Source organism: Actinosynnema sp. NPDC037264, from assembly GCF_055603705.1.
On sequence record NZ_JBVJVK010000001.1, the window covers coordinates 145,390 to 165,259 of the forward strand.

General features: G+C 70.6%; 18 protein-coding genes, 2 tRNA genes and 1 pseudogene. 5 read left to right on the top strand and 16 right to left on the bottom strand.

What is annotated here, in order from left to right:
• Nucleotides 1-3: 3 nt before the first annotated feature.
• Nucleotides 4-648, bottom strand: coding sequence for an aminodeoxychorismate/anthranilate synthase component II (locus ACZ7GX_RS00730; protein WP_498771328.1), 645 nt, complete (start codon nt 646-648; stop codon nt 4-6).
• A 65-nt stretch (nt 649-713) separates the two neighbouring features.
• Between ACZ7GX_RS00730 and ACZ7GX_RS00735 the strand changes: the two genes are divergently transcribed.
• Nucleotides 714-2,069 (top strand): FAD-dependent oxidoreductase, encoded by a 1,356-nt coding sequence (locus ACZ7GX_RS00735; protein WP_498771330.1) that lies wholly within the window; start codon nt 714-716, stop codon nt 2,067-2,069.
• Between the two features lie 2 nt (nt 2,070-2,071).
• Here the strand turns inward: ACZ7GX_RS00735 and ACZ7GX_RS00740 are convergent, their stop codons facing one another.
• Nucleotides 2,072-2,230 (bottom strand): hypothetical protein, encoded by a 159-nt coding sequence (locus ACZ7GX_RS00740; protein ID WP_170185175.1) that lies wholly within the window; start codon nt 2,228-2,230, stop codon nt 2,072-2,074.
• Nucleotides 2,230-4,011 carry a class E sortase gene (locus ACZ7GX_RS00745; RefSeq protein WP_498771332.1) on the bottom strand — a complete coding sequence of 594 codons (1,782 nt, stop codon included), beginning with the start codon at nt 4,009-4,011 and terminating at the stop codon, nt 2,230-2,232. Before ACZ7GX_RS00745 ends, ACZ7GX_RS00740 begins: the two co-directional genes overlap by 1 nt.
• Before the next feature lie 509 nt (nt 4,012-4,520).
• On the opposite strand from ACZ7GX_RS00745, the gene crgA reads away from it, so the two are divergent.
• Nucleotides 4,521-4,787: a cell division protein CrgA gene (crgA, locus tag ACZ7GX_RS00750; protein WP_053714567.1), complete on the top strand. Its 267-nt coding sequence runs from the start codon at nt 4,521-4,523 to the stop codon at nt 4,785-4,787.
• A gap of 216 nt (nt 4,788-5,003) precedes the next feature.
• Nucleotides 5,004-5,417 (top strand): PH domain-containing protein, encoded by a 414-nt coding sequence (locus ACZ7GX_RS00755; RefSeq protein ID WP_498771334.1) that lies wholly within the window; start codon nt 5,004-5,006, stop codon nt 5,415-5,417.
• 7 nt (nt 5,418-5,424) lie between these two features.
• Here ACZ7GX_RS00755 and ACZ7GX_RS00760 read toward each other — a convergent pair whose 3' ends face one another.
• Genes ACZ7GX_RS00760 through ACZ7GX_RS00770 form a run of 3 tightly spaced genes read right to left on the bottom strand, consistent with a single transcriptional unit; the run spans nt 5,425 to nt 7,580 of the window.
• Nucleotides 5,425-6,144 carry an MBL fold metallo-hydrolase gene (locus ACZ7GX_RS00760; protein ID WP_498771336.1) on the bottom strand — a complete coding sequence of 240 codons (720 nt, stop codon included), beginning with the start codon at nt 6,142-6,144 and terminating at the stop codon, nt 5,425-5,427.
• Between the two features lie 2 nt (nt 6,145-6,146).
• Nucleotides 6,147-7,031, bottom strand: a complete 885-nt coding sequence (locus tag ACZ7GX_RS00765) for a rhomboid family intramembrane serine protease (RefSeq protein ID WP_498771338.1) — start codon at nt 7,029-7,031, stop codon at nt 6,147-6,149.
• Nucleotides 7,032-7,580, bottom strand: coding sequence for a peptidylprolyl isomerase (locus ACZ7GX_RS00770; protein WP_498771340.1), 549 nt, complete (start codon nt 7,578-7,580; stop codon nt 7,032-7,034).
• Between the two features lie 96 nt (nt 7,581-7,676).
• Between ACZ7GX_RS00770 and ACZ7GX_RS00775 the strand changes: the two genes are divergently transcribed.
• A complete protein-coding gene (locus ACZ7GX_RS00775; RefSeq protein WP_498771342.1) occupies nt 7,677-8,282 on the top strand; it encodes a hypothetical protein in 606 nt (201 codons plus the stop codon).
• Nucleotides 8,283-8,342: 60 nt separating this feature from the next.
• Here the strand turns inward: ACZ7GX_RS00775 and ACZ7GX_RS00780 are convergent, their stop codons facing one another.
• Entirely contained in the window at nt 8,343-8,894 is a 552-nt protein-coding gene (locus ACZ7GX_RS00780; protein WP_498771344.1) for a DUF2020 domain-containing protein, read from the bottom strand.
• A gap of 165 nt (nt 8,895-9,059) precedes the next feature.
• Here ACZ7GX_RS00780 and ACZ7GX_RS00785 point away from each other — a divergent pair, with 165 nt between their 5' ends.
• Entirely contained in the window at nt 9,060-9,437 is a 378-nt protein-coding gene (locus ACZ7GX_RS00785) for a DoxX family protein (RefSeq protein WP_498771346.1), read from the top strand.
• Nucleotides 9,438-9,791: 354 nt separating this feature from the next.
• Here ACZ7GX_RS00785 and ACZ7GX_RS00790 read toward each other — a convergent pair.
• The 9 genes and pseudogenes from ACZ7GX_RS00790 to gnd form a co-directional block, all read right to left on the bottom strand.
• Nucleotides 9,792-9,864 (bottom strand) — tRNA-Ala (locus tag ACZ7GX_RS00790).
• Nucleotides 9,865-9,899: 35 nt separating this feature from the next.
• A pseudogene (locus ACZ7GX_RS00795) lies at nt 9,900-10,016 on the bottom strand (DLW-39 family protein); the annotation flags it as partial.
• Between the two features lie 35 nt (nt 10,017-10,051).
• A tRNA-Ile gene (locus ACZ7GX_RS00800) sits at nt 10,052-10,125 on the bottom strand.
• A 63-nt stretch (nt 10,126-10,188) separates the two neighbouring features.
• Complete coding sequence (locus ACZ7GX_RS00805) at nt 10,189-11,058, bottom strand: DUF3566 domain-containing protein (RefSeq protein WP_498771348.1); 870 nt, start codon at nt 11,056-11,058, stop codon at nt 10,189-10,191.
• A 26-nt stretch (nt 11,059-11,084) separates the two neighbouring features.
• Nucleotides 11,085-14,939 (bottom strand): intein-containing DNA gyrase subunit A, encoded by a 3,855-nt coding sequence (gyrA, locus tag ACZ7GX_RS00810; protein WP_498771350.1) that lies wholly within the window; start codon nt 14,937-14,939, stop codon nt 11,085-11,087.
• A gap of 49 nt (nt 14,940-14,988) precedes the next feature.
• Nucleotides 14,989-16,959, bottom strand: a complete 1,971-nt coding sequence (gene gyrB, locus ACZ7GX_RS00815) for a DNA topoisomerase (ATP-hydrolyzing) subunit B (protein ID WP_498771352.1) — start codon at nt 16,957-16,959, stop codon at nt 14,989-14,991.
• A 236-nt stretch (nt 16,960-17,195) separates the two neighbouring features.
• Nucleotides 17,196-17,756, bottom strand: coding sequence for a DciA family protein (locus ACZ7GX_RS00820; RefSeq protein ID WP_498771956.1), 561 nt, complete (start codon nt 17,754-17,756; stop codon nt 17,196-17,198).
• Between the two features lie 58 nt (nt 17,757-17,814).
• A complete protein-coding gene (recF, locus tag ACZ7GX_RS00825) occupies nt 17,815-18,930 on the bottom strand; it encodes a DNA replication/repair protein RecF (protein WP_498771354.1) in 1,116 nt (371 codons plus the stop codon).
• Nucleotides 18,931-18,934: 4 nt separating this feature from the next.
• Complete coding sequence (gene gnd / locus ACZ7GX_RS00830) at nt 18,935-19,849, bottom strand: phosphogluconate dehydrogenase (NAD(+)-dependent, decarboxylating) (protein ID WP_498771356.1); 915 nt, start codon at nt 19,847-19,849, stop codon at nt 18,935-18,937.
• Nucleotides 19,850-19,870: the final 21 nt, after the last annotated feature.

Genomic DNA, 19,870 nt, shown 5'->3' on the forward strand with positions numbered 1-19,870 from the left:
CGGCTACTTCCGCCGGGCCGCCGCGGCGAGCTGGCGCATGCCGTTCTCGAGCTGGAGGACGGTGCCCTCGGGCACCTCGAACCCGCACACCGCGAGCCAGTTCGCCAGCATCCGGTGGCCGCCGTCGGTCAGCACGGACTCCGGGTGGAACTGGACGCCCTCGACCGGCAGCTCGCGGTGGCGCATGGCCATGACCACGCCGGACTCGGTGCGCCCGGTCACCTCGAACTCGGCCGGGATGGTGTCGGGCAGCACGGTCAGGGAGTGGTAGCGGGTCGCGGTGAACGGGCTCGGCACGCCGTTGAGCACGCCGCCGCCGTTGTGGTGCACGACGCTGGTCTTGCCGTGCAGCAGCTCCGGCGCGAGGTCGACCGTGCCGCCCCACACCGCGCCGATGGCCTGGTGGCCCAGGCACACCCCGAACACCGGGACGCCGGAGTCCGCGCAGTGGCGGATGACGTCCATGCTCCGGCCCGCCTTGTCCGGCGTGCTGGGACCGGGGCTGACGAGGACGCCACCGACCTCGGCGATCTCGTCCAGCTCGACGGCGTCGTTGCGCCGGACCACGCACTCGACCCCGAGCTGGGCCAGGTACTGGACGAGGTTGTAGACGAAGCTGTCGTAGTTGTCGACCACGAGCACGCGCATGGCGCCAGCGTAGCCGTGACGAACCTCTCGCCAGAAGTGAGCTTAGGCTCACCTAACCTAGTGGTATGACCCGTTCTCTCCGCGTCGCCGTCGTCGGCGCCGGCCCCGCCGGCATCTACGCCGCCGACATCCTGACCAAGTCCGCGGCCGAGTCGGGCGTCGAGGTGGCCGTCGACCTCTTCGAGCGGATGCCCGCCCCGTACGGCTTGATCAGGTACGGCGTCGCACCGGACCACCCGCGCATCAAGGGCATCGTCAACGCCCTGCAGCGCGTGCTGGACCGGCCGGAGATCCGGTTCTTCGGCAACGTCGAGTACGGCGTCGACCTCAAGCTCGACGACCTCAGGCACTTCTACGACGCGGTGATCTTCTCCACCGGCGCGGAGAAGGACCGCCCGCTGGACATCCCCGGCATCGACCTGGACGGCTCCTACGGCGCGGCCGAGTTCGTCTCCTGGTACGACGGCCACCCCGACGTGCCGCGCACGTGGCCGCTGCGGGCGCGCGAGGTCGCCGTCCTCGGCGTCGGCAACGTCGCGCTCGACGTCGCCCGCGTGCTGGCCAAGACCGCCGACGAGCTGCTCAGCACCGACATCCCCGACAACGTGCACGAGGGCCTGAAGCAGAGCCCGGTCACCGACGTGCACGTGTTCGGCCGCCGCGGACCGGCGCAGGCCAAGTTCACCCCGCTGGAGCTGCGCGAGCTCGACCACTCGCCCAACGTCGAGGTGATCGTGCACCCGGAGGGCATCGACTTCGACGCGGCGAGCATGGCGTCGATCCGGTCGAACAAGCAGGTCGAGATGGTGGTCAAGACGCTGCAGGAGTGGGCGATCCGCGACGTCGGCTCGCGTGCCCGCAGGCTGCACCTGCACTTCCTCGAAGCGCCCGTCGAGGTGCTGGGCTCGTCGTCGGTCACCGGCCTGCGCACCGAGCGGATGGAGCTGGACGGCGACGGCGGCGTGCGCGGCACGGGTGAGTTCACCGACTGGCCGGTGCAGGCGGTGTACCGGGCCGTCGGCTACCTGTCCACGCACCTGGTGGACCTGCCGTTCGACCACGCCTCGGGCACCGTGCCGCACCAGGCGGGCCGGGTGCTCGACCTGGACGAGCAGGCGATGACCGGCGTCTACGTCACCGGCTGGATCAAGCGCGGCCCGGTCGGGCTCATCGGGCACACCAAGGGCGACGCGCTGGAGACCGTCACCAGCCTGCTCGCGGACGCGCCGCTGCTGCCGGCCGCGCCGGGCCGCGCGCCCGACGCCGTGGTCCGGTTCCTGGAGCAGCGCGCCGTGCCGTTCACCACCGTGGACGGGTGGCGCCGGCTCGACGCCCACGAGCTGGCCCTCGGCGCCGCGCGCGGCCGTGACCGGGTGAAGGTCGTCGACCGGGCGGAGATGACCGACATCTGCCGGTCATAGGGCTACTGGGGCGTCGTCACGTTGTTGAACGGCAGCTTCGGCTCCGCCCACGGGAACACCACGAACATCAGCAGCGCCACCACCCCGGCCACGAGCACCAGCGCTTCGAGGACGCGCACGGGCAGCGGGCCGGGGAGGTGCCGCCAGATCCACCCGTACATCACTGCTCCTTCATCTCTTCGGGCACGAAACCGGGCGCCTTCGGGTAGCTCATCGTCAGCACCGAGTGCACGATGAGCCGCTGCTTGTCGGAGAACCGCGGGTGGCAGGTGGTCAGCGTCATCAGCGCCGCCTGCTGCGCCGCGGGCACCTCGCCCTCGAAGTAGGGCACGGGGTTGATCACCTCGCCCTGGGTGGGCAGCACGATCGCCTGGCCGACCGCCTTGTCGTACGGCGCGCCCAGCGGCGAGACCTTGGCGCACTTCGGGTCGGACTGCCGCGCCGCCCAGTCCGCCACCTCGCCGGACTTCGGCATCACCCGGTAGACGAACCACTGGGTCTGCGTCTCGACCACGATCGCGTCGCACGAGTTGAGCAGGTCCAGGTCGTTGAAGGGCGCGCCCTTGCCGACCCGGTGGCCCGCGACGGCGAAGTTGCCCGGGTCGCCCGGGAGCGCGGTGCCCTTGTAGTGGCCGGGACCGATCTCCAGGTCCTTGTCGGTGGTGCCCTCGACGATGGAGAACTTGTAGTCCGGGCCGAACACCGGGATGTACATCTTGGCGAACGCCTGGCCGTCGAGCAGCTCGTACTGGGCCTGGCGCTGCTGGTCGGACTCGACCGTGTTCGCGTTCCACTGGTCGTCCAGCGCCTGGGTGGCGTCGTCCTGCTTGCCGGCGGAGATGAGGTCGGTGACGTACACCTCGTAGACCACGAACAGCAGGATGACCAGGCCGGCCGTGATCAGCAGCTCGCCGACGGTGCGGACCGCCTTGCGCGCCGTGCTGTCGGGCGGCGGGCCGGGCTGGTCGTCCTCGTCGTCGTAGTAGTCGTCGTCCTCGTAGTACTCGTCTTCGTAGTCCTCGTACTCGTCGTCGTAGTCGTCCACGGGTGCGATGACCTCGGTGGGCGGGTCGACGGGGCGAGGGCGGCGCGGCGGCGCGGGCGGCCGGGCGCCCGGGGGCGGCGGCAGGCTGCCGGAGAACGCGTTCGTGTAGCGGGTGGCGTCGGCCTCCGGCGGTGCGGGCCGGGGGCGCGCCGCGCCGGGCGGTGGCGCGGCCCCGCCGAGCCGGGCGGCCACCTCGGAGGGGGCGGGCCGGACGGACGGGTCGTCGATCGGACGGCGGCGGCCCGCGGCCGGCGCTTCGTCACGCAGGGCGCGGCGGCCGGCGGGCGGCGGGTCGGCCCGGACCGGCTCGACGTACGAGGTCTCCTCGGCGTGCGTCGGCACGGGCGGCGGCACGTCGTCGCGGCGGGCTCGGCGGCCGGCGGGCGGTTCGGCGCCGGCCGGGTCGACGCGCGGGCCCATCTCGTCACGGCGCGCGCGGCGGCCCGTGGCGGGCGGTTCGGCCGGGGACGGCTCGGCGTACGGCGGTTCGGCCTCGTCACGGCGCGCGCGCCGGGCGACCGGCGGCTCGACCGGGGTCGGTGCGTCGTCCCGGCGGGCACGGCGCACGGCGGGTGGCTCGCCGTAGGGCTCCACCGGCGGCGCGACGTCATCGCGGAGGGCACGGCGGGCGACCGGCGGCTCGGCCTGCGGCAGTTCGACCGGCGGCACGTCGGCACGACGCGCGCGGGCCGGTTCGGCCTCGTCACGACGTGCGCGACGGGCGACCTGGGGCTCGGCCGGCGGTGCCTCGTCGCGGCGCGCCCGGCGACCGGTGGGTGGCGGCTCGACCGGCGGCGGGACGTCGTCGCGGCGGGCTCGGCGGCCGGTCGGCGGCGGCTCCGGGGCGTACGGCTCGGCCTGGTACGGCTCGGCCTGGTACGGCTCGGCAGGCGGCACCTCGTCGCGACGCGCCCGGCGGCCGGTCGGGGGCGGCTCGGGCCGGGGCGGGTAGGACTCCCCCGGACGGCTGAAACCTCCGGCGGGCGTCGCCGGCCGGTCGAGGTCGCCGGAGTGGCCCGCCGGCCGGTCGAACCCGCCCGGCGGCGTCGGCGGGCGGTCGAAACCGCCGGGAGGGGTGACGGGCCGGTTCGGGCCCGCCGGGCGGTCGAAACCACCCGGAGGGGTCGATGGCCTGCTGAAACCGCTTGCCGGCGTGGGTGGACGGTGGCCCGGGAGCGGCGGTTCGCCGGTGACGTGGGGCGGCTGTGGCCTGGGTCGTGGCGGTCGGCCCGGCGGGCCGCCTTGCGGCGGGGGCGGGTCGTAGCTCACCGGAAAACCTCCCAAGCCGAACGTTCCAGGACTACACGGTGCTTCAGGGACCTGCTCGGTTACGTTAACGTGTTCATCCAGCAGTGGACGTGAACTCGCGCCACTGGAGGCCTATCCACCCGTCAGGCGAGGACAGCATGCCCAAGTCCAAGGTCCGCAAGAAGGCCGTCTACACGGCGCCTGCCGATCGCCGCACCCCGGTGAAGGTCAAGGCAGCGGGGCCGTCGCACCCCGTCTACGTCGCCGTGATGCTCGGCATGATGCTGTTGGGGCTGGCGTGGCTGGTGGTCAACTACATCGCGGGCGAGAAGGTCCCGGTGATGATGGACCTCGGGTCCTGGAACTTCGGCATCGGATTCGCCCTGATGATCGTCGGCTTGCTGATGACCATGAAATGGCGCTGACCACGCGCTACGCCAAGTGGCTGACGGCCCGGACGAGCTCCACGTCCGGGCCGTTCCACGTTACCCCGTCGTTCACCCGGTTCACCTGACGGTCACCGAAGCACACGGCTGTAAGTCATCCCCAATGGGGACAACTCCTGTGGACAACTTTGCGCCAATTTGCACAAGCCCCGGTCGGAGGCCCTAGTTGTCCACAAGTGCGGCAGACTCGAAAGCGTGAACCCACCGCGCACCTGGTCGCCCCAACCCGGCCTCGTCGGCCTCGCCTGGGGCCTGGCCGCCGTGTTCCTGCTGGTCACGTTCCTCAGTTCGGACCCCGTCAGCCGGGTGTTCCTGGGCCTCGCCACGCTCGTCCAGCTCGCGCTGGGCGCCTACGGCACTTTTGTGCGCCCCAGGCTGCTGGTGGACGACTCAGGCCTCACCGTGCGCACCCTGAGCGGCGCGCGGCAACTGCCGTGGCACGAGGTGAAGGTGCGCCTGGCCCGCACCCGCAGGCTCGGCCGCGAGACGGCCACGCTGGAGCTGGACTGGCACCGCGGCGAGCACGAGCAGCTGTACGTCTTCACCCCGCTCGACCTGGGCACGGACCCGCGCGACGTGGCGGACGTCCTGCACGCCCTGCGCCCCTGACGAGCCGCTAGAGGTCGAGGACCAGGCCCGGCACGGCGACGTCGGCCGGGTGCCCGGCCGCCTCCAGGTGCTCCGCCGGGTCGACGCCCGGCCACAGGTGCGCCAGCACGAGCCTGCCGACACCGGCCCGGTGCGCGTTCGCGCCCGCCTGCTCGGCCGTCGACAGGTACGGCGCGTTGTCCGCCGGCAGCACGTGCCGGGCGAACGTCGCCTCGGCCACGAACACGTCCGCGTCCCGCGCGAGGTCGACCAGCGCCGGGCTCGGCCCGGTGTCACCCGTGTAGGCGATCACCCGTCCGCCGGCCGTCAGCCGCAGCCCCACGTTCGGCACGAAGTGCGGCAGGTCCCACGTGTCCACCCGGAACGGCCCCACCTCGAACGACCGCTCGACCACGTGCACCGAGCACGCGCGCGCCACGGGCACCTGGTCCAGCGCCAGCACGCGGTCCAAGGCGCCCTCCGGCGCGTGGACGGGCAGCACCGGCGCCGAAGTTCCGAGCGCGCGGGCCCGAAGCAACGGGTTGAGGTCGGCGCAGTGGTCGGGGTGCCCGTGGCTGACCAGCACGGCGTCCACCGCCGCCGCGGGCAGCACCGCCTGCAACGCCGGGAACGTCGCGTAACCCGGGTCCACCAGGAGCGCGAACCCGTCGTGCTCCACCAGGTAGCCGCTGCACGGCTGGGCGGCCGTCGGCCACGCGCCGACACCGCCCAGGACGGTCAGCCGCACCGTCAGGCCAGCTGCCCGGTCCGCACGACCGCCAGCACCGCCAGCAGCACGACCGCGGCGATCACGGCCGCCAGCTGCCAGTTGTTCCGCTTCGCGGCCGGCGCGTAGACCAGCCCGGCCGTCAGCGCCGCGCCGATCACCAGGCCGCCGATGTGCCCGAGCAGGGAGATGCCGGGCAGGGTGAAGCTGAGCACGACGTTCAAGCCGATCACGCCGAGCGCCGGGCCGGGGTTGAGCTTGAGCCGCAGCACCGCCACCAGCATCGCGCCCATCAGGCCGTACACCGCGCCGGACGCGCCGGCCACCACGGTGTCGATCCCGCCGAACAGGTACACCGCGAGCCCGCCGCCGAGCAGCGACACCCCGTACACCGCGGAGAACCGCAGCTTGCCGAACACGGGTTCCAGGTCACGGCCGAGCACGTACAGCGCGATCATGTTCAACGCCAGGTGCAGGGGCCCGAAGTGCAGGAACCCCGACGTCACCAGCCGCCACCACTCGCCGTCCCAGGCGACCGACGGCGTGTACATCACGAGGTCGAGGAACAACGCCGACCGCTGGTTGGTCGCCACGCTGCCCGCCTGGGCCGCCGTGATCGCGAAGAACAGCACGTTCACCGCGATCAGCACCGGCGTGACCACCATGCGCTGGGAGTACTCCGCGCCGACGAACGTGCGCGGCCGGCGCACCGCGGCCCGGCCCTCGTTCACGCAGTCGACGCACTGGTGGCCGACCGACGCCTCGCGGAGGCACTCCGGGCACGCCGGCCGGTCGCAGCGGACGCACCGCAGCCCGGTGGCCCGATCGGGGTGGCGCACGCAGACCGGCAGGTCTGGTCGCGCCCCGATCGGCTCACCGGGCGGCGGGGAGATCGGCGAGTCGGCCACTCAGGCCCGCTCCACCGAGACCTTCTGGATCACCACGTCGGTGACCGGGCGGTCGCCGGCGCCGGTGGGTGCGGCGCCGATCGCGTCCACCACGTTGCGCGACTCCTGGTCGGCGACCTCGCCGAAGATCGTGTGCTTGAAGTTCAGCCACGTGGTCGGCGCGACCGTGATGAAGAACTGCGAGCCGTTGCTGTTGGGCCCGGCGTTGGCCATCGCCAGCAGGTAGGGCTTGTTGAACTGCAGCTCCGGGTGGAACTCGTCGGCGAACTTGTAGCCGGGGCCGCCGCGCCCGGTGCCCGTGGGGTCACCGCCCTGGAGCATGAAGCCCGCGATCACCCGGTGGAAGATCGACCCGTCGTAGAACGGGCCGGAGGTCTCGCCCTTCGCGTTGGGGTCGGAGTAGCTCTTCGTGCCCTCGGCCAGGCCGACGAAGTTGGCCACCGTCTTGGGGGCGTGGTCGGGGAAGAGGTTGACGCGGATGTCGCCCTGCGAGGTGTGCAGGGTCGCCGTCAGCTTGGTCCCGACGAACGATTCGTTGCTGTCTGCCACGCCACCCATCGTGCCATCACCGGGCGAGGTGGTTGGGGAAGGGGCACGATGGGTATTGCCTGGAACGTGACTGACCGACAGCTTCTGGAGCGCGATATGGATGAGGTAGACGCCATGACCCGGGCCGGGGAGTCGGTCGGCAAGGCGGTGCGGGCTGTTCGCCGCAGCGCCGTCCGCGCTGGTCACGTCGGTGCGGACGCGGCTGTTCAACTCGCGGAGCGCGCCGAGGGCAAGCTCGCCGAGCGTGGCGTGACCAAGGACTACGTCCGCGGTGTCGTCGCCGACAAGGCGGGCGCGCTGGTGGAGAAGGCCGAGGAGTACGAGAAGTCCACCAGGCGCGGTCGCAAGCAGCTCGCGAAGAAGGCCAAGGGCGTCCGCAAGGACGTCGTCAAGGCCGCCGAGCGGGCTCGCAAGGAGGCCAAGGTGCGTGCGAAGGACGTGCGCAAGGCCGCGAAGCAGGCGCGCAAGGAGATGGCCGCGGCCAGGCACCCCAAGCGCCGCCGCTGGCCGTGGGTGCTGGGCGTGTTCGCCGCGGCCGCGGTCGCCGGGTACCTCGCGCTGACCAAGCGGCCCCAGGAGGTGCACCTGGAGGAGGACGACGTGGACATCACGTCCGAGCCCACCACGACCGGCACCGCCGAGTCCGTCCGCCCGCACGCGGCCCGCAACGGCCAGGTCTCCGACCAGCACAGCCGCAGCTGACCGGAAGAAGAACACCTTCGCGCCCGCCCCGTCCGGGGTCGGGCGCGAAGTCGTGCGCGCTCACAGCCCGAGGTTGCCCACCACGGTCTCGGCGATCCGCCGGGTCTTGATCGTCTGCTTCTGGTTGCTGGTCACGACCACCGCGTTGCCGCCCTTGGCCACGGCGTACACCGCGCCCGTCGGGGTGGTCAGCGAGCCGCCGCTCCACCCGGCGGGCACCGTCGCCGGGCTCGAGTCGGCAACCGGCGCGGCCCGGTCGACCACCGCCTTCGCGGTCTCCGGCTCACCCCGGAACACCCAGACGGACAACTGCACGTCCGTGGCGTTGGCGTAGAAGAAGCAGGCCGGGTCGGGTTGGCCTGCGGACAGCCGAACCTTCCGCACCAGCTGCCCGTTCGCCTCCTGCACGACCGAAGAGGCCAGGTAGGGGCACTGCCCGTCGGTCGCGGGCTCCGGCGCGGGCGGCGGCCCGACGGGTGTGGTCGTCGTCTTCGCCACTGCGCTGGTGGTCGTCCCGGCGGCGGGAGCGGGGGTCGGCTCGGGGGTCGCGCAGGCGGTCAGCGCGCCGAGGACCAGCAGGGAGGGCAGGGCGGTGAGCAGCACTCGGTTCATAGGGCAGCCAGTCAATCAGATGACGGACAGCGAATCGACAACGTGACCACCTAGGCACGCAACGTAAACCACATTACGGTTGTCTTACCCTGCCGGCCGCCCCTGCAATGTGAGGACTGAGTCAAGATGAACATCTTTGACCGCGGTCGAGACCACGCCATCGCTGTGTTCCGGATTGTCGTCGGTGTGCTGTTCATGTGCCACGGCGCGCAGAAGTTGTTCGGCGTGCTGGGCTCCAAGGGTGCCGTGTCGATCACCGACTGGCCGTCCGGCCCGGCCGGCCTGATCGAGTTCGTCGGTGGCGCGTTGATCGTCATCGGCCTCGGCACCCGGATCGCCGCGCTGATCTCATCCGGTGCGATGGCCTACGCGTACTTCGTCGTCCACCAGCACGCCGGGCTCCTGCCCATCCAGAACAAGGGCGAGCTGGCCGCGGTGTACGCGTGGGTGTTCCTGCTGTTGGCGTTCACCGGTCCCGGCGCTTGGGCCGTCGACAAGGTGATCTCCGCACGGAAGCAGGAACAGGCGCTCGTCAACGCATAGCAGTGGGCAAGACGAGGGCCCGCACCCAGCGGCATTGGGTGCGGGCCCTCACTTGTCGACTTACCGCGAAAGCCACCGCCGGACAGCCCTCACGCAGGGGATGACCCGGCGGTTACACCCCAGTAAACACCAAACGCGAAACTTTCGCGCCCCCACCAACCCGACAAATCGGACTTTTACCCAGCCAAAGGGGAACCGGCGCGCCAAGCGATCTTCGCGGGGCCCGGGGCCTGCGGCCCCGAAAGGGGTCCGGGGGCGAAGCCTCCCGGGCGGGGTGTGGGGGTCGCACCCCCACAAAACACAAGGAGCGAGGTGGCCGACGCTGTTCGTCGGCACACCTCGCCCAGAAGCGGATGGAGACGAGGGGAATCGAACCCCTAACCCCCGCCTTGCAAAGGCGGTGCTCTGCCAATTGAGCTACGTCCCCTCACGGGGCGGCAGACTTACCGCCCTCGCGGGTCAGTCGGTGGGAGCAGTGGCCTCGCGCCACAGGTCCGCGTCGGCCTTGGCCGAGCGGCTGCGCTTGACGAAGAACAGAACCGCACCAGCGACAGCGACAAGTGCGATGATCTTCTTCACGGCGATTCCCCTCTGCAACACCTGTGAACTTCCGGTGGGCCTAGGAGGACTCGAACCTCCGACCTCTTCGTTATCAGCGAAGCGCTCTAACCGTCTGAGCTATAGGCCCTCGGGGCAACGACGGCAAGACTACAGCACCTCCGGTCGCGGCCCCAAATCGGCTGGTCGTAGATCACTCCCGCTCGGACAACGTCACTTCCAGGCCCCCGGCAAGATCGGCCGAGACGTTGTAGACGAACGAGCCGACGGTCGCCAGGGCGGTGAACAGCACGATGTTCACCGCACCCACGATCGCCGCCACGCCGAACACGCGACCGGCGCTGATCAGCGGGTCGCTGCCGGTCTCGTTGCCCTGCAGCAGGTCGCTGGCGGTGTTGTTGATCTTGTCCCAGACGCCCATGCCGTTCAGCACGCCGTACAGCACGCCGACCGCCACGAGCCACACGAAGAACAGCGCCACGCTCAGCACCAGGGCGAGCTTGAGCACCGACCACGGGTCGACCCGCTTCACCTGCAGGCTCGCCCGCCGCGGTCCGCGCCCGGGACGGCGGGCCGACGGCGCGGCGGCGGCCGGACGACCGTTCGCCGCGCCCAGGTTCACCTGCGTGCGGGCCGAACCCGCCGCACCCGGCCCGGCCGCGCCCGGCACCACGGGACGGGCCACCGCCACCGTGTCCGGGTCGCTGGCCGGGTACGCGGGCTGCGACCCCTCGGCCGCCGGGTGCTCCGGCGAGGACATCAGGTCGGCCGGACCGACCTGCTGCGCCTCGGCGTACTGCGCGTCGCTCGTCACCCGCTGCCACGGCGGGGGCGCCGCGGCCTGGTGGCTGTCGTGCTCGGCGGCCGGCCGCTCGACCGTCTCGGTCTTGCCGTCCGCCGTCGTCGCGTCGGCCGCGGGCGTCTCGGCCTGCTCGGACGCCCCCGAGGCGTCGACCGCCGGCTTCTCGGCGCCGGCGGGCTCATCGCCGGCCGCCGGTGTCGGCTCGGCGCCGGGCCGGGTGATCACCGCGGTCTTGTCCTCTGGCTTCTCGGGTGGAGTCACGAGCAGTCCTCAACCTCTCGTTCGCGCTAGTTGGCAGGCTCAGCCTGGTCGCCCTCGGCGGAGTCCACGACCGGACCCGCGCCGGCGGGGTCGACCGTCGGACCCGCTTCGGCGGGGTCCACGACACCGCCGTCACCACTGGTGACGTCCGCGGGCTCGTCGGCGTTGCGCGCCACCGCGATCAGGGTGGTCCCTTCGCCGAGGTTCATCAACCGGACGCCCTTCGTCTGCCGCCCTGCCTTGCGCACCTCCTTGGCGCTGGTCCGGATGACCCCGCCCGAGGAGGTGATCGCGTACAGCTCGTCGTCGACGTCGACGATGAGCGCGCCGACCAGCCTGCCACGCCTGCGGTCGTGCTGGATGGTGAGCACACCCTTCCCACCGCGACCCTGGACGGGGTAGTCCTCGATCGGCGTGCGCTTGGCGTACCCACCATCGGTCGCCACCAAAACAAACAGACCCTCTTGGACGACGCCCACCGACAGCAGCTCGTCCCCGCTGTTGAAGCGCATGCCCAGCACGCCCGAGGTCGCGCGCCCCATCGGCCGCAGCGCCTCGTCGCTCGCGTGGAACCGGATGGACTGGCCGTCGGCCGAGATGAGCTGGAGGTCGTCGGACGCCGAGCACAGCACCGCGCCGACCAGCTCGTCGTCGTCGCGCAGGTTGATGCCGATCAGGCCGCCGGACCGGTTGGAGTCGAAGTCGGACAGCTTCGACTTCTTGACCAGGCCCTTCTTGGTGGCGAGCACCAGGTACGGCGCGACCTCGTAGTTCTTGATCTGGATGACCTGGGCGATCTCCTCCTCCGGCTGGAACGCCAGGAGGTTCGCCACGTGCTGGCCGCGCGCGTTGCGGTTGGCCTCGGGCAGCTCGTAGGCCTTCGCCCGGTACACCCGGCCCTTGTTCGTGAAGAACAGGATCCAGTCGTGCGTGGAGCACACGAAGAAGTGCTGCACGATGTCGTCCTGCTTGAGCTGGGCACCCTGCACGCCCTTGCCCCCGCGCTTCTGCGAGCGGTACAGGTCGGTCTTCGTGCGCTTCGCGTAACCCGTCCGAGTGATCGTGACGACGACGTCCTCGACCGCGATCAGGTCTTCCATCGACACGTCGCCGTCGAACGGCACGATCTTCGTGCGCCGGTCGTCGCCGTGCTTCTCGACGATCGCCAGCAGCTCCTCGCGCACGATCGCGCGCTGCCGCTCCGGCTTCTCGAGGATGTCCTTGTAGTCGGCGATCTCCAGCTCGATCTCGGCCAGCTGGTCGACGATCTTCTGCCGCTCCAGGGCGGCCAGCCGGCGCAGCTGCATCTCCAGGATCGCGTTGGCCTGGATCTCGTCGACGTCGAGCAGCTCCATCAGGCCGGTACGCGCCACCTCGGGCGTGTCCGACCGGCGGATCAGCGCGATCACCGCGTCGAGCTGGTCGAGCGCCTTGACCAGGCCGCGCAGCACGTGGGCGCGTTCCTCGGCCTTGCGCAGCCGGAAGCGCGTGCGCCGGACGATGACCTCGATCTGGTGCTTCACGTAGTGCCGGATCATCTGGTCCAGGCGCAACGTGCGCGGCACGCCGTCGACCAGCGACAGCATGTTCACGCCGAACGAGTACTGCAGCTGGGTGTGCTTGTAGAGGTTGTTCAGCACGACCTTGGCGACCGCGTCGCGCTTCAGCGTGACCACGATCCGCATGCCCGAGCGCCGGTTGGACTCGTCGGCGATGTTCGCGATGCCGGTCAGCTTCTGGTCGCGGACCAGGGTGGCGATGTTCTCCACCAGGTTGTCCGGGTTCACCTGGTAGGGCAGCTCGGTGACGACCAGGATCGTGCGGCCCTTGGCGTCCTCGTCGATCTCCACGACCGCGCGCATCTTCACCGAGCCGCGGCCGGTGCGGTAGGCGTCCTCGATGCCGGCCGTGCCCAGGATCTGGCCGTGGGTCGGGAAGTCGGGCCCCTTGATCCGCTGGATCATCGCCTCCAGCGTCTCCTCCTCGGAGGCGTCCCAGTTGTCCAGCGCCCACACCACGCCGTCGGCGACCTCGCGCAGGTTGTGCGGCGGGATGTTGGTCGCCATGCCGACCGCGATGCCCGAGCTGCCGTTGATCAGCAGGTTGGGCACGCGCGACGGCAGGACCGTCGGCTCCTGGATGCGACCGTCGTAGTTGTCGCGGAAGTCGACCGTGTCTTCCTCGATGTCGGCCAGCATCTGCATGGCCAACGGCGTGAGGCGGCACTCGGTGTTGTGGCTGACGAAGCCGTCGGTGATGAACGCGTGGTCGTCGGTGTCGACCCGCAGGCTGTACACCGGCCGCACACCCGCGTCGGTGACCGACTCGACGGGCGCGTAGTAGAACCGGCCGTCGACCAGCGGCTCGACCACGTCGAGCACCTCGCGGTTCGTGATCCGCGCGGCGATCTCCTCGTAGTCGCGCTCCCACCGCTCGACGCGGTCCACGTTGTGCCGCCGGAGCCAGTCGCGCTCCGTCCAGCGGGTCGCGCCGTGCGCCCGGATGTAGTCGCCGACGAACGGCACGTGGTCGCTGCTCATCGCCCGGCTCTCGAGCGGGAGGGCGTCCAGGATCGCGTTCAGCTTGTCCTGCTTCGCGCCGAGGAAGCCCACGTTGCGGGCGAACAGGCGCGCGTCACGCCGGTTGGTGATGACGACCTTGATCTCGCCGTTCTCGTAGTTCACCAGCGTGCTGACGACGCCGAACTCCAGCAGGAGCTGCTGCACTTCACGGGCCAGCTGCGCGCTGCGGGTCGAGTAGCTGACCTGCACGGAGTTGCGCGGCAGGGCCGACGCCGAGCCGTCACCTTGGAATAGCGAGGCGAGGAACGCCCGCTTGCCAGTCGCCTCCAGCCGCCACACGAACTCGGGCACGCGCTTGGCGGCGCTGCGCAAGTCTGCCAACTCGTGGAGCACGCTCCCCTGGAGCACCGCCCTGCTGAAGCGCAGCTTGTGCAGCACCTTGCCGGTACTGGTGATCTCAGTCCCGATACCGCGACGCTTGCCGACGCACAGGTCGTAAGCACTGACCACCGACTTGAAGTAGTCGGTGTCGGTGTTGTCGAACCCCGCCTGCCCGTTTACGCCCGTCCAGCCCTCCGAGACGAATGCCCCAGCGAGGAACGCGGAGCTGAACTGCTCCGGCGATAGCCCGTCAAGGTCGACTTCTTGCGGCATGCGCTGGAGGACTACGCGGTCGCCCGGCTGGACCTCTTCCAGCAGCTTCCACAGCAGGGTCGGCACGCCGAGCACGTTCACCAGGCACAACACGGGGTGGTTGTGGGTGCCGGCCAGCTCGTAGCCGTTCTTGGTGCGCAGCTTCAGCGTGGGGTGCTCGCCGGAGTGGAACAGCATGTCGGCGCGCACCGGGTTGCCGTTGCGGTCGAGCACCTTCAGGTCGATCGGGTTGTCGCTGTTCGGCTTGGCGTCCGGCACGATGTCGCCGATGCGCGGCGTCGAGCCGTCTGCTAGCCTGATACGGACATCTGAATCGATGCAGTACCTCATGGCGGCTGCCGGGTCGTTGCCGGGAGAGCCGAAGTTGCCCTGGCCGTCGATCAGCGGGTAGCGCTGCGACCACGGCTGGGCGAGGCGGACCAGTGCGTCGTAGATGGCCGAGTCACCGTGCGGGTGGTAGTTGCCCATCACGTCGCCGACGACGCGGGCGCACTTGTTGTAGCTGCGGTCCGGGCGGAAGCCCGAGTCGAACATCGAGTACAGCACGCGGACGTGCACGGGCTTCAGGCCGTCGCGCACGTCGGGCAGCGCTCGTCCCACGATCACGCTCATCGCGTAATCGATGTACGAGTTCTGCATCTCCTGCTGGATGTCGCGCGGCTCGGTGCGGTCTCCACCAGCCGGGGGCAGCGTCGTCTCGCTCACAGTTCTACTTCCTTAGAGGGCACGCCTGCGGGTTCGGGAACGACAGGGGTCAGACGTCGAGGAACCGGACGCCCTTGGCGTTGCGGGTGATGAACGCGCGGCGGGCCTCCACGTCCTCGCCCATCAGCACGCTGAACAGCTCGTCGGCCGTCGCGGCGTCGTCCATGGTCACCTGCGTCAGCACCCGGTTGGCCGGGTCCATCGTCGTCTCCCACAGCTCGGAGGAGTTCATCTCGCCGAGGCCCTTGTAGCGCTGGATGTTGTCGTCCTTGCCGATCTTCTTGCCCGCCGCGAGACCGGCCTGGATGATGCCGTCCCGCTCGCGGTCGGAGTAGGCGTACTCCGGTTCGGCGCGCTGCCACTTGATCTTGTACAGCGGCGGGTTCGCCAGGTACACGTGACCGTGCTCGATCAGCGGGCGCATGAAGCGGAACAGCAGGGTCAGCAGCAGCGTCCGGATGTGCTGGCCGTCCACGTCGGCGTCGGCCATCAGCACGATCTTGTGGTACCGCAGCTTCGCGATGTCGAAGTCCTCGTGGATGCCCGTGCCGAACGCCGTGATCAGGGCCTGGACCTCGTTGTTCTTCAGCACGCGGTCGATGCGCGCCTTCTCCACGTTGATGATCTTGCCCCGGATCGGCAGGATCGCCTGGAACATGGAGTCCCGGCCCTCCTTGGCCGAGCCGCCCGCGGAGTCGCCCTCCACGACGTAGATCTCGCAGTCCTCCGGGTTGGTGGACCGGCAGTCCTTGAGCTTGCCGGGCAGGCCGCCGATGTCGAGGGCGCCCTTGCGGCGGACGAGCTCGCGGGCCTTGCGGGCGGCGATGCGGGCCTGCGCCGACGACACGGACTTGGTGACGATCGCCCTGGCCTCGTTGGGGTGGCGCTCGAACCAGTCGGCCAGGTGCTCGTTGGTCGACTTCTGCACGAAGGACTTGGCCTCGCTGTTGCCCAGCTTGGTCTTGGTCTGACCCTCGAACTGCGGCTCCTTGAGCTTGACCGAGATGATCGCGGCCAGGCCCTCGCGGATGTCGTCGCCGGTGAGGTTGGAGTCCTTCTCCTTGAGCAACTTCTTCTCGCGCGCGTACTCGTTGACCACGCGGGTCAGCGCGGCGCGGAAGCCCTCCTCGTGCGTGCCGCCCTCGTGGGTGTTGATCGTGTTGGCGAACGTGTACACCGACGGCGTGTAGCCGGTGTTCCACTGCATCGCCACCTCGACCTCGAGGTCCTCGCCCTTGGCCTCGAACGAGACGACCTTCTGGTGCACGGCCTCGCGGGTGTGGTTGATGTGGCGGACGAAGTCCTCCAGGCCGCCGGGGTAGTGGAACGTGCGCTCGCGCACGGCCGCCACGTGGCCCTCGGCGTCGGCCTCCTCGTCGCTCGCCTGGACGCGCTCGTCGCGCAGGATGATCGTGAGGCCCTTGTTGAGGAAGGCCATCTCCTGCAGGCGGCGGGAGATCGTCTCGATGTTGTAGTCGGTGGTCTCGAAGATCGTCGGGTCGGCCCAGAACGTGATGGCCGTGCCGGTCTCGTCGGTCGGCGCGCCCTTGGCCAGCTCGTGCGCCGGCTTGGTGTTCTCGAACCGCTGGTTCCACGTGAAACCCTCGGTCTTGACCTCGACGTCGACGGCGGTCGACAGCGCGTTCACCACGGAGATGCCGACGCCGTGCAGACCGCCGGACACCGCGTAGGAGTCGCTGTCGAACTTGCCGCCCGCGTGCAGCTTGGTCAGCACCACTTCCAGCGTGGGCCGCTTCTCGACCGGGTGCATGCCGATCGGGATGCCGCGGCCGTCGTCGATGACCCGGACGCCGCCGTTGGCCAGCAGCGTCACGTCCACGACCGTCGCGAAGCCCGCCATGGCCTCGTCGACCGAGTTGTCCACGACCTCCTGGATCAGGTGGTGCAGACCGCGCTCGCCGGTGGAACCGATGTACATGCCTGGCCGCTTGCGGACCGCTTCCAGGCCCTCCAGGACGGTGATCGAGGACGCGTTGTACTCATTCTTCTTGGCTGCCACGGGCCTGGTGTCTCCTCGGACTTCACGCGACTGGGACCGTCGCCGGGCGACGCTGGGTTGCGCTACCCCACGATTCTACCGGGGCATACCGACAGAAACCCACTTAGGACACCCCTGGTTTGCTCACAGGCGGCCCGAAGTGAACGCAGATGGGTGCCGACCGCTGGTCACGGGGTCAAAATCGACTGGTGAGCGCTCACCGCGCCACAGGATCGCCGCTGCGGCCCTGGCGCTCGTCACCCGTAGGTGTCACGTGGTCCGCGGCCCGGAGCGTGCCTGGGGCCGTAGCGCCAACTGGGCGCCGCCGGACCCTGGACCTTCAGGTTCTTCACCACGCCGTGGCCGACCCCCGCCGCGATCCGCTTGAGCAGGTCGCGCTGGAGCAGCCGCAGCTGCGTGGCCCACGCCGTCGAGTCGGCCTGGACGGTCAGTTCGCCGTCACTCAGAGCTACCGGCTGCGCGTGCTCGGCCACGTCCTCGCCGACCAGTTTCGGCCACCGGGCGAACACCTGGCCACCCGCCAGCCGGTCGGCCCACCCGCGGTCGGCGGCGATCCTCGACGCGAGCCTGCCGAGCGGTTGCGGGTCGCGGTCGTCGGGGCCCGGCCCGGACCAGCGACGACGCCGGCGGCGGGCGGTCGCACCCGTCCCACCCTTGCGCACGCCCCGTACCCCGCGCTCCTTGGCGGAGGCGCGAGCCGCTTCCAGGGCGGCCCGGGCGAGGTCCGGACCCCGCAAAGCACCCTCTTGTGTACTACCGGCTGTGGATATGTCCGGTTCTCGAGCCGAGTTATCCACACCATCCACAGGGTTGTCCCCAGATGTGCGTCGGGTCACACCCGTTCGGGGCAACTCGTCAGACACGGTGCACCTCCCCGTGGCGAACGTCGAACCGCAGCCCGTCCAGCTCCTCGGGCACGTCCTCCGCGACCGCCGCCGTGATCAGCACCTGCTCCGCGCCGGCGGCCACCTTCGCCAACTGGCGACGCCTGCCGCGGTCCAGTTCGGCGAACACATCGTCCAGCACGAGGACCGGTTCGGCCCCCTCGACACGCAGCAACTCGTACCCGCCGAGACGCAGGGCCAAGGCGAAGGACCATGACTCACCGTGACTGGCGTAGCCCTTCGCAGGCAGCTCGCCGAGCGCCAGGTCAAGGTCGTCGCGGTGCGGCCCGACCAGGCACACGCCCCGCTCGACCTCCTGGGGGCGCACCCGGTGCAGCTCGGCGAGCAACGCGTCCTCCAGCACGTCCCGGTCGTGCGACTCCGGGAACGCCTCGCCCAGGCTCGACCGGTACGCGATCCGCGCGGGCCGGGACTCCGGCGCCACCTCCGCGTACGCCGCCGCCACGTGCGGCGCGATGTCCGCGACCAGGTCCAGCCGCGCGGCCAGCAGCTCCGCGCCGTGCCGGGCCAGGTGCCCGTCCCACACGTCGAGCGTGCTGATGTCGGCGTTGCGCGCCGCGCGCACGGTCTTGAGCAACGCCCCCCGCTGCTTGAGCACGCGTTCGTAGTCGCTGCGCACCCCGGCGTACCGCGGCGCGCGCGTCGTCAGCAGCTCGTCGAGGAACCGCCGGCGCTCACCGGGGTCGCCGCGCACGAGCGCCAGGTCCTCCGGCGCGAACAGCACCGTCCGCAGGATGCCGAGCACGTCGCGCGGGCGCGGCACCGGGCCGCGGTTGACCCGCGCCCGGTTCGCCTTGCCCGGCGTGATCTCCAGCTCGACCAGCAGCTCGCGCCCCTCGTTGACCACCGCCGCGCGCACCACCGCGCGCGGGGCGCCGTGCCGGATCAGCGGAGCGTCCGTGGCCACCCGGTGCGAACCGAGGGTGGCCACGTACCCCAGCGCCTCGACCAGGTTCGTCTTGCCCTGGCCGTTGCGCCCCACCAGCACGCTCACCCCCGGCTCGAACACCAGGTCCGCGTGCTCCCACGACCTGAAGTCGGTGACTTGCAGGTGCCGGACGTACAACTCGTCAGCTCTGGGTCGAGCCGGAACCGGACGAAGGACCCGCGGCCTGCACGGCGTGGCCGCCGAACTGGTTGCGCAGCGCAGCGACCGCGCGCATCGCGGGCGAGTCGTCCTGCCTGGACGCGAACCGGGCGAACAGCGCGGCGGAGATCACCGGCGCGGGCACCGCGTGCTTGATGGCCTCCTCGACGGTCCACCGGCCCTCGCCGGAGTCCTCGACGTGACCGCGCAGGTCGTCCAGCTCCGGGTCCGACTCCAGCGCGCGGACCAGCAGGTCCAGCAGCCACGAGCGGACCACGGTGCCGCGCTGCCACGCCTTGATCGTGGCCGGCACGTCGTCCACCAGCTTGGAGGCCTCCAGCAGCTCGAAGCCCTCGGCGTAGGCCTGCATGAGGCCGTACTCGATGCCGTTGTGGACCATCTTCGCGAAGTGGCCGGCGCCGACGCGGCCCGCGTGCGCGAAGCCCTCCTCGCGCGGGCCCTCCGGGCGCAGGGCGTCGAAGATCGGCATGGCGCGCTCGACGTGCTCGGCGTCGCCGCCGACCATCAGCCCGTAGCCGTTCTCCAGGCCCCACACGCCACCGGACACGCCGGCGTCCACGTAGCCGATGCCCTTGTCGCCCAGCGCCTTGGCGTTGATCTCGTCGTCGGTGAAGCGCGAGTTGCCGCCGTCGATCACCAGGTCGCCCGGCTGGAGCAGGTCGCCGAGCTCGGCGATCGTCTGCCGGGTGATGTCACCGGCGGGCACCATGACCCACACCAGGCGGGGTGCGGCGAGCTTGCCCACCATGTCGGCGAGCGAGTCGGCGTCGGTGACTTCGGGGTTGCGGTCGTAGCCGACCACCTCGTGCCCCGCGCGGCGGATGCGCTCGCGCATGTTGAAGCCCATCTTGCCGAGGCCGACGAGTCCGAGCTGCACGGTCGTTCCTCTTCCCTAGCG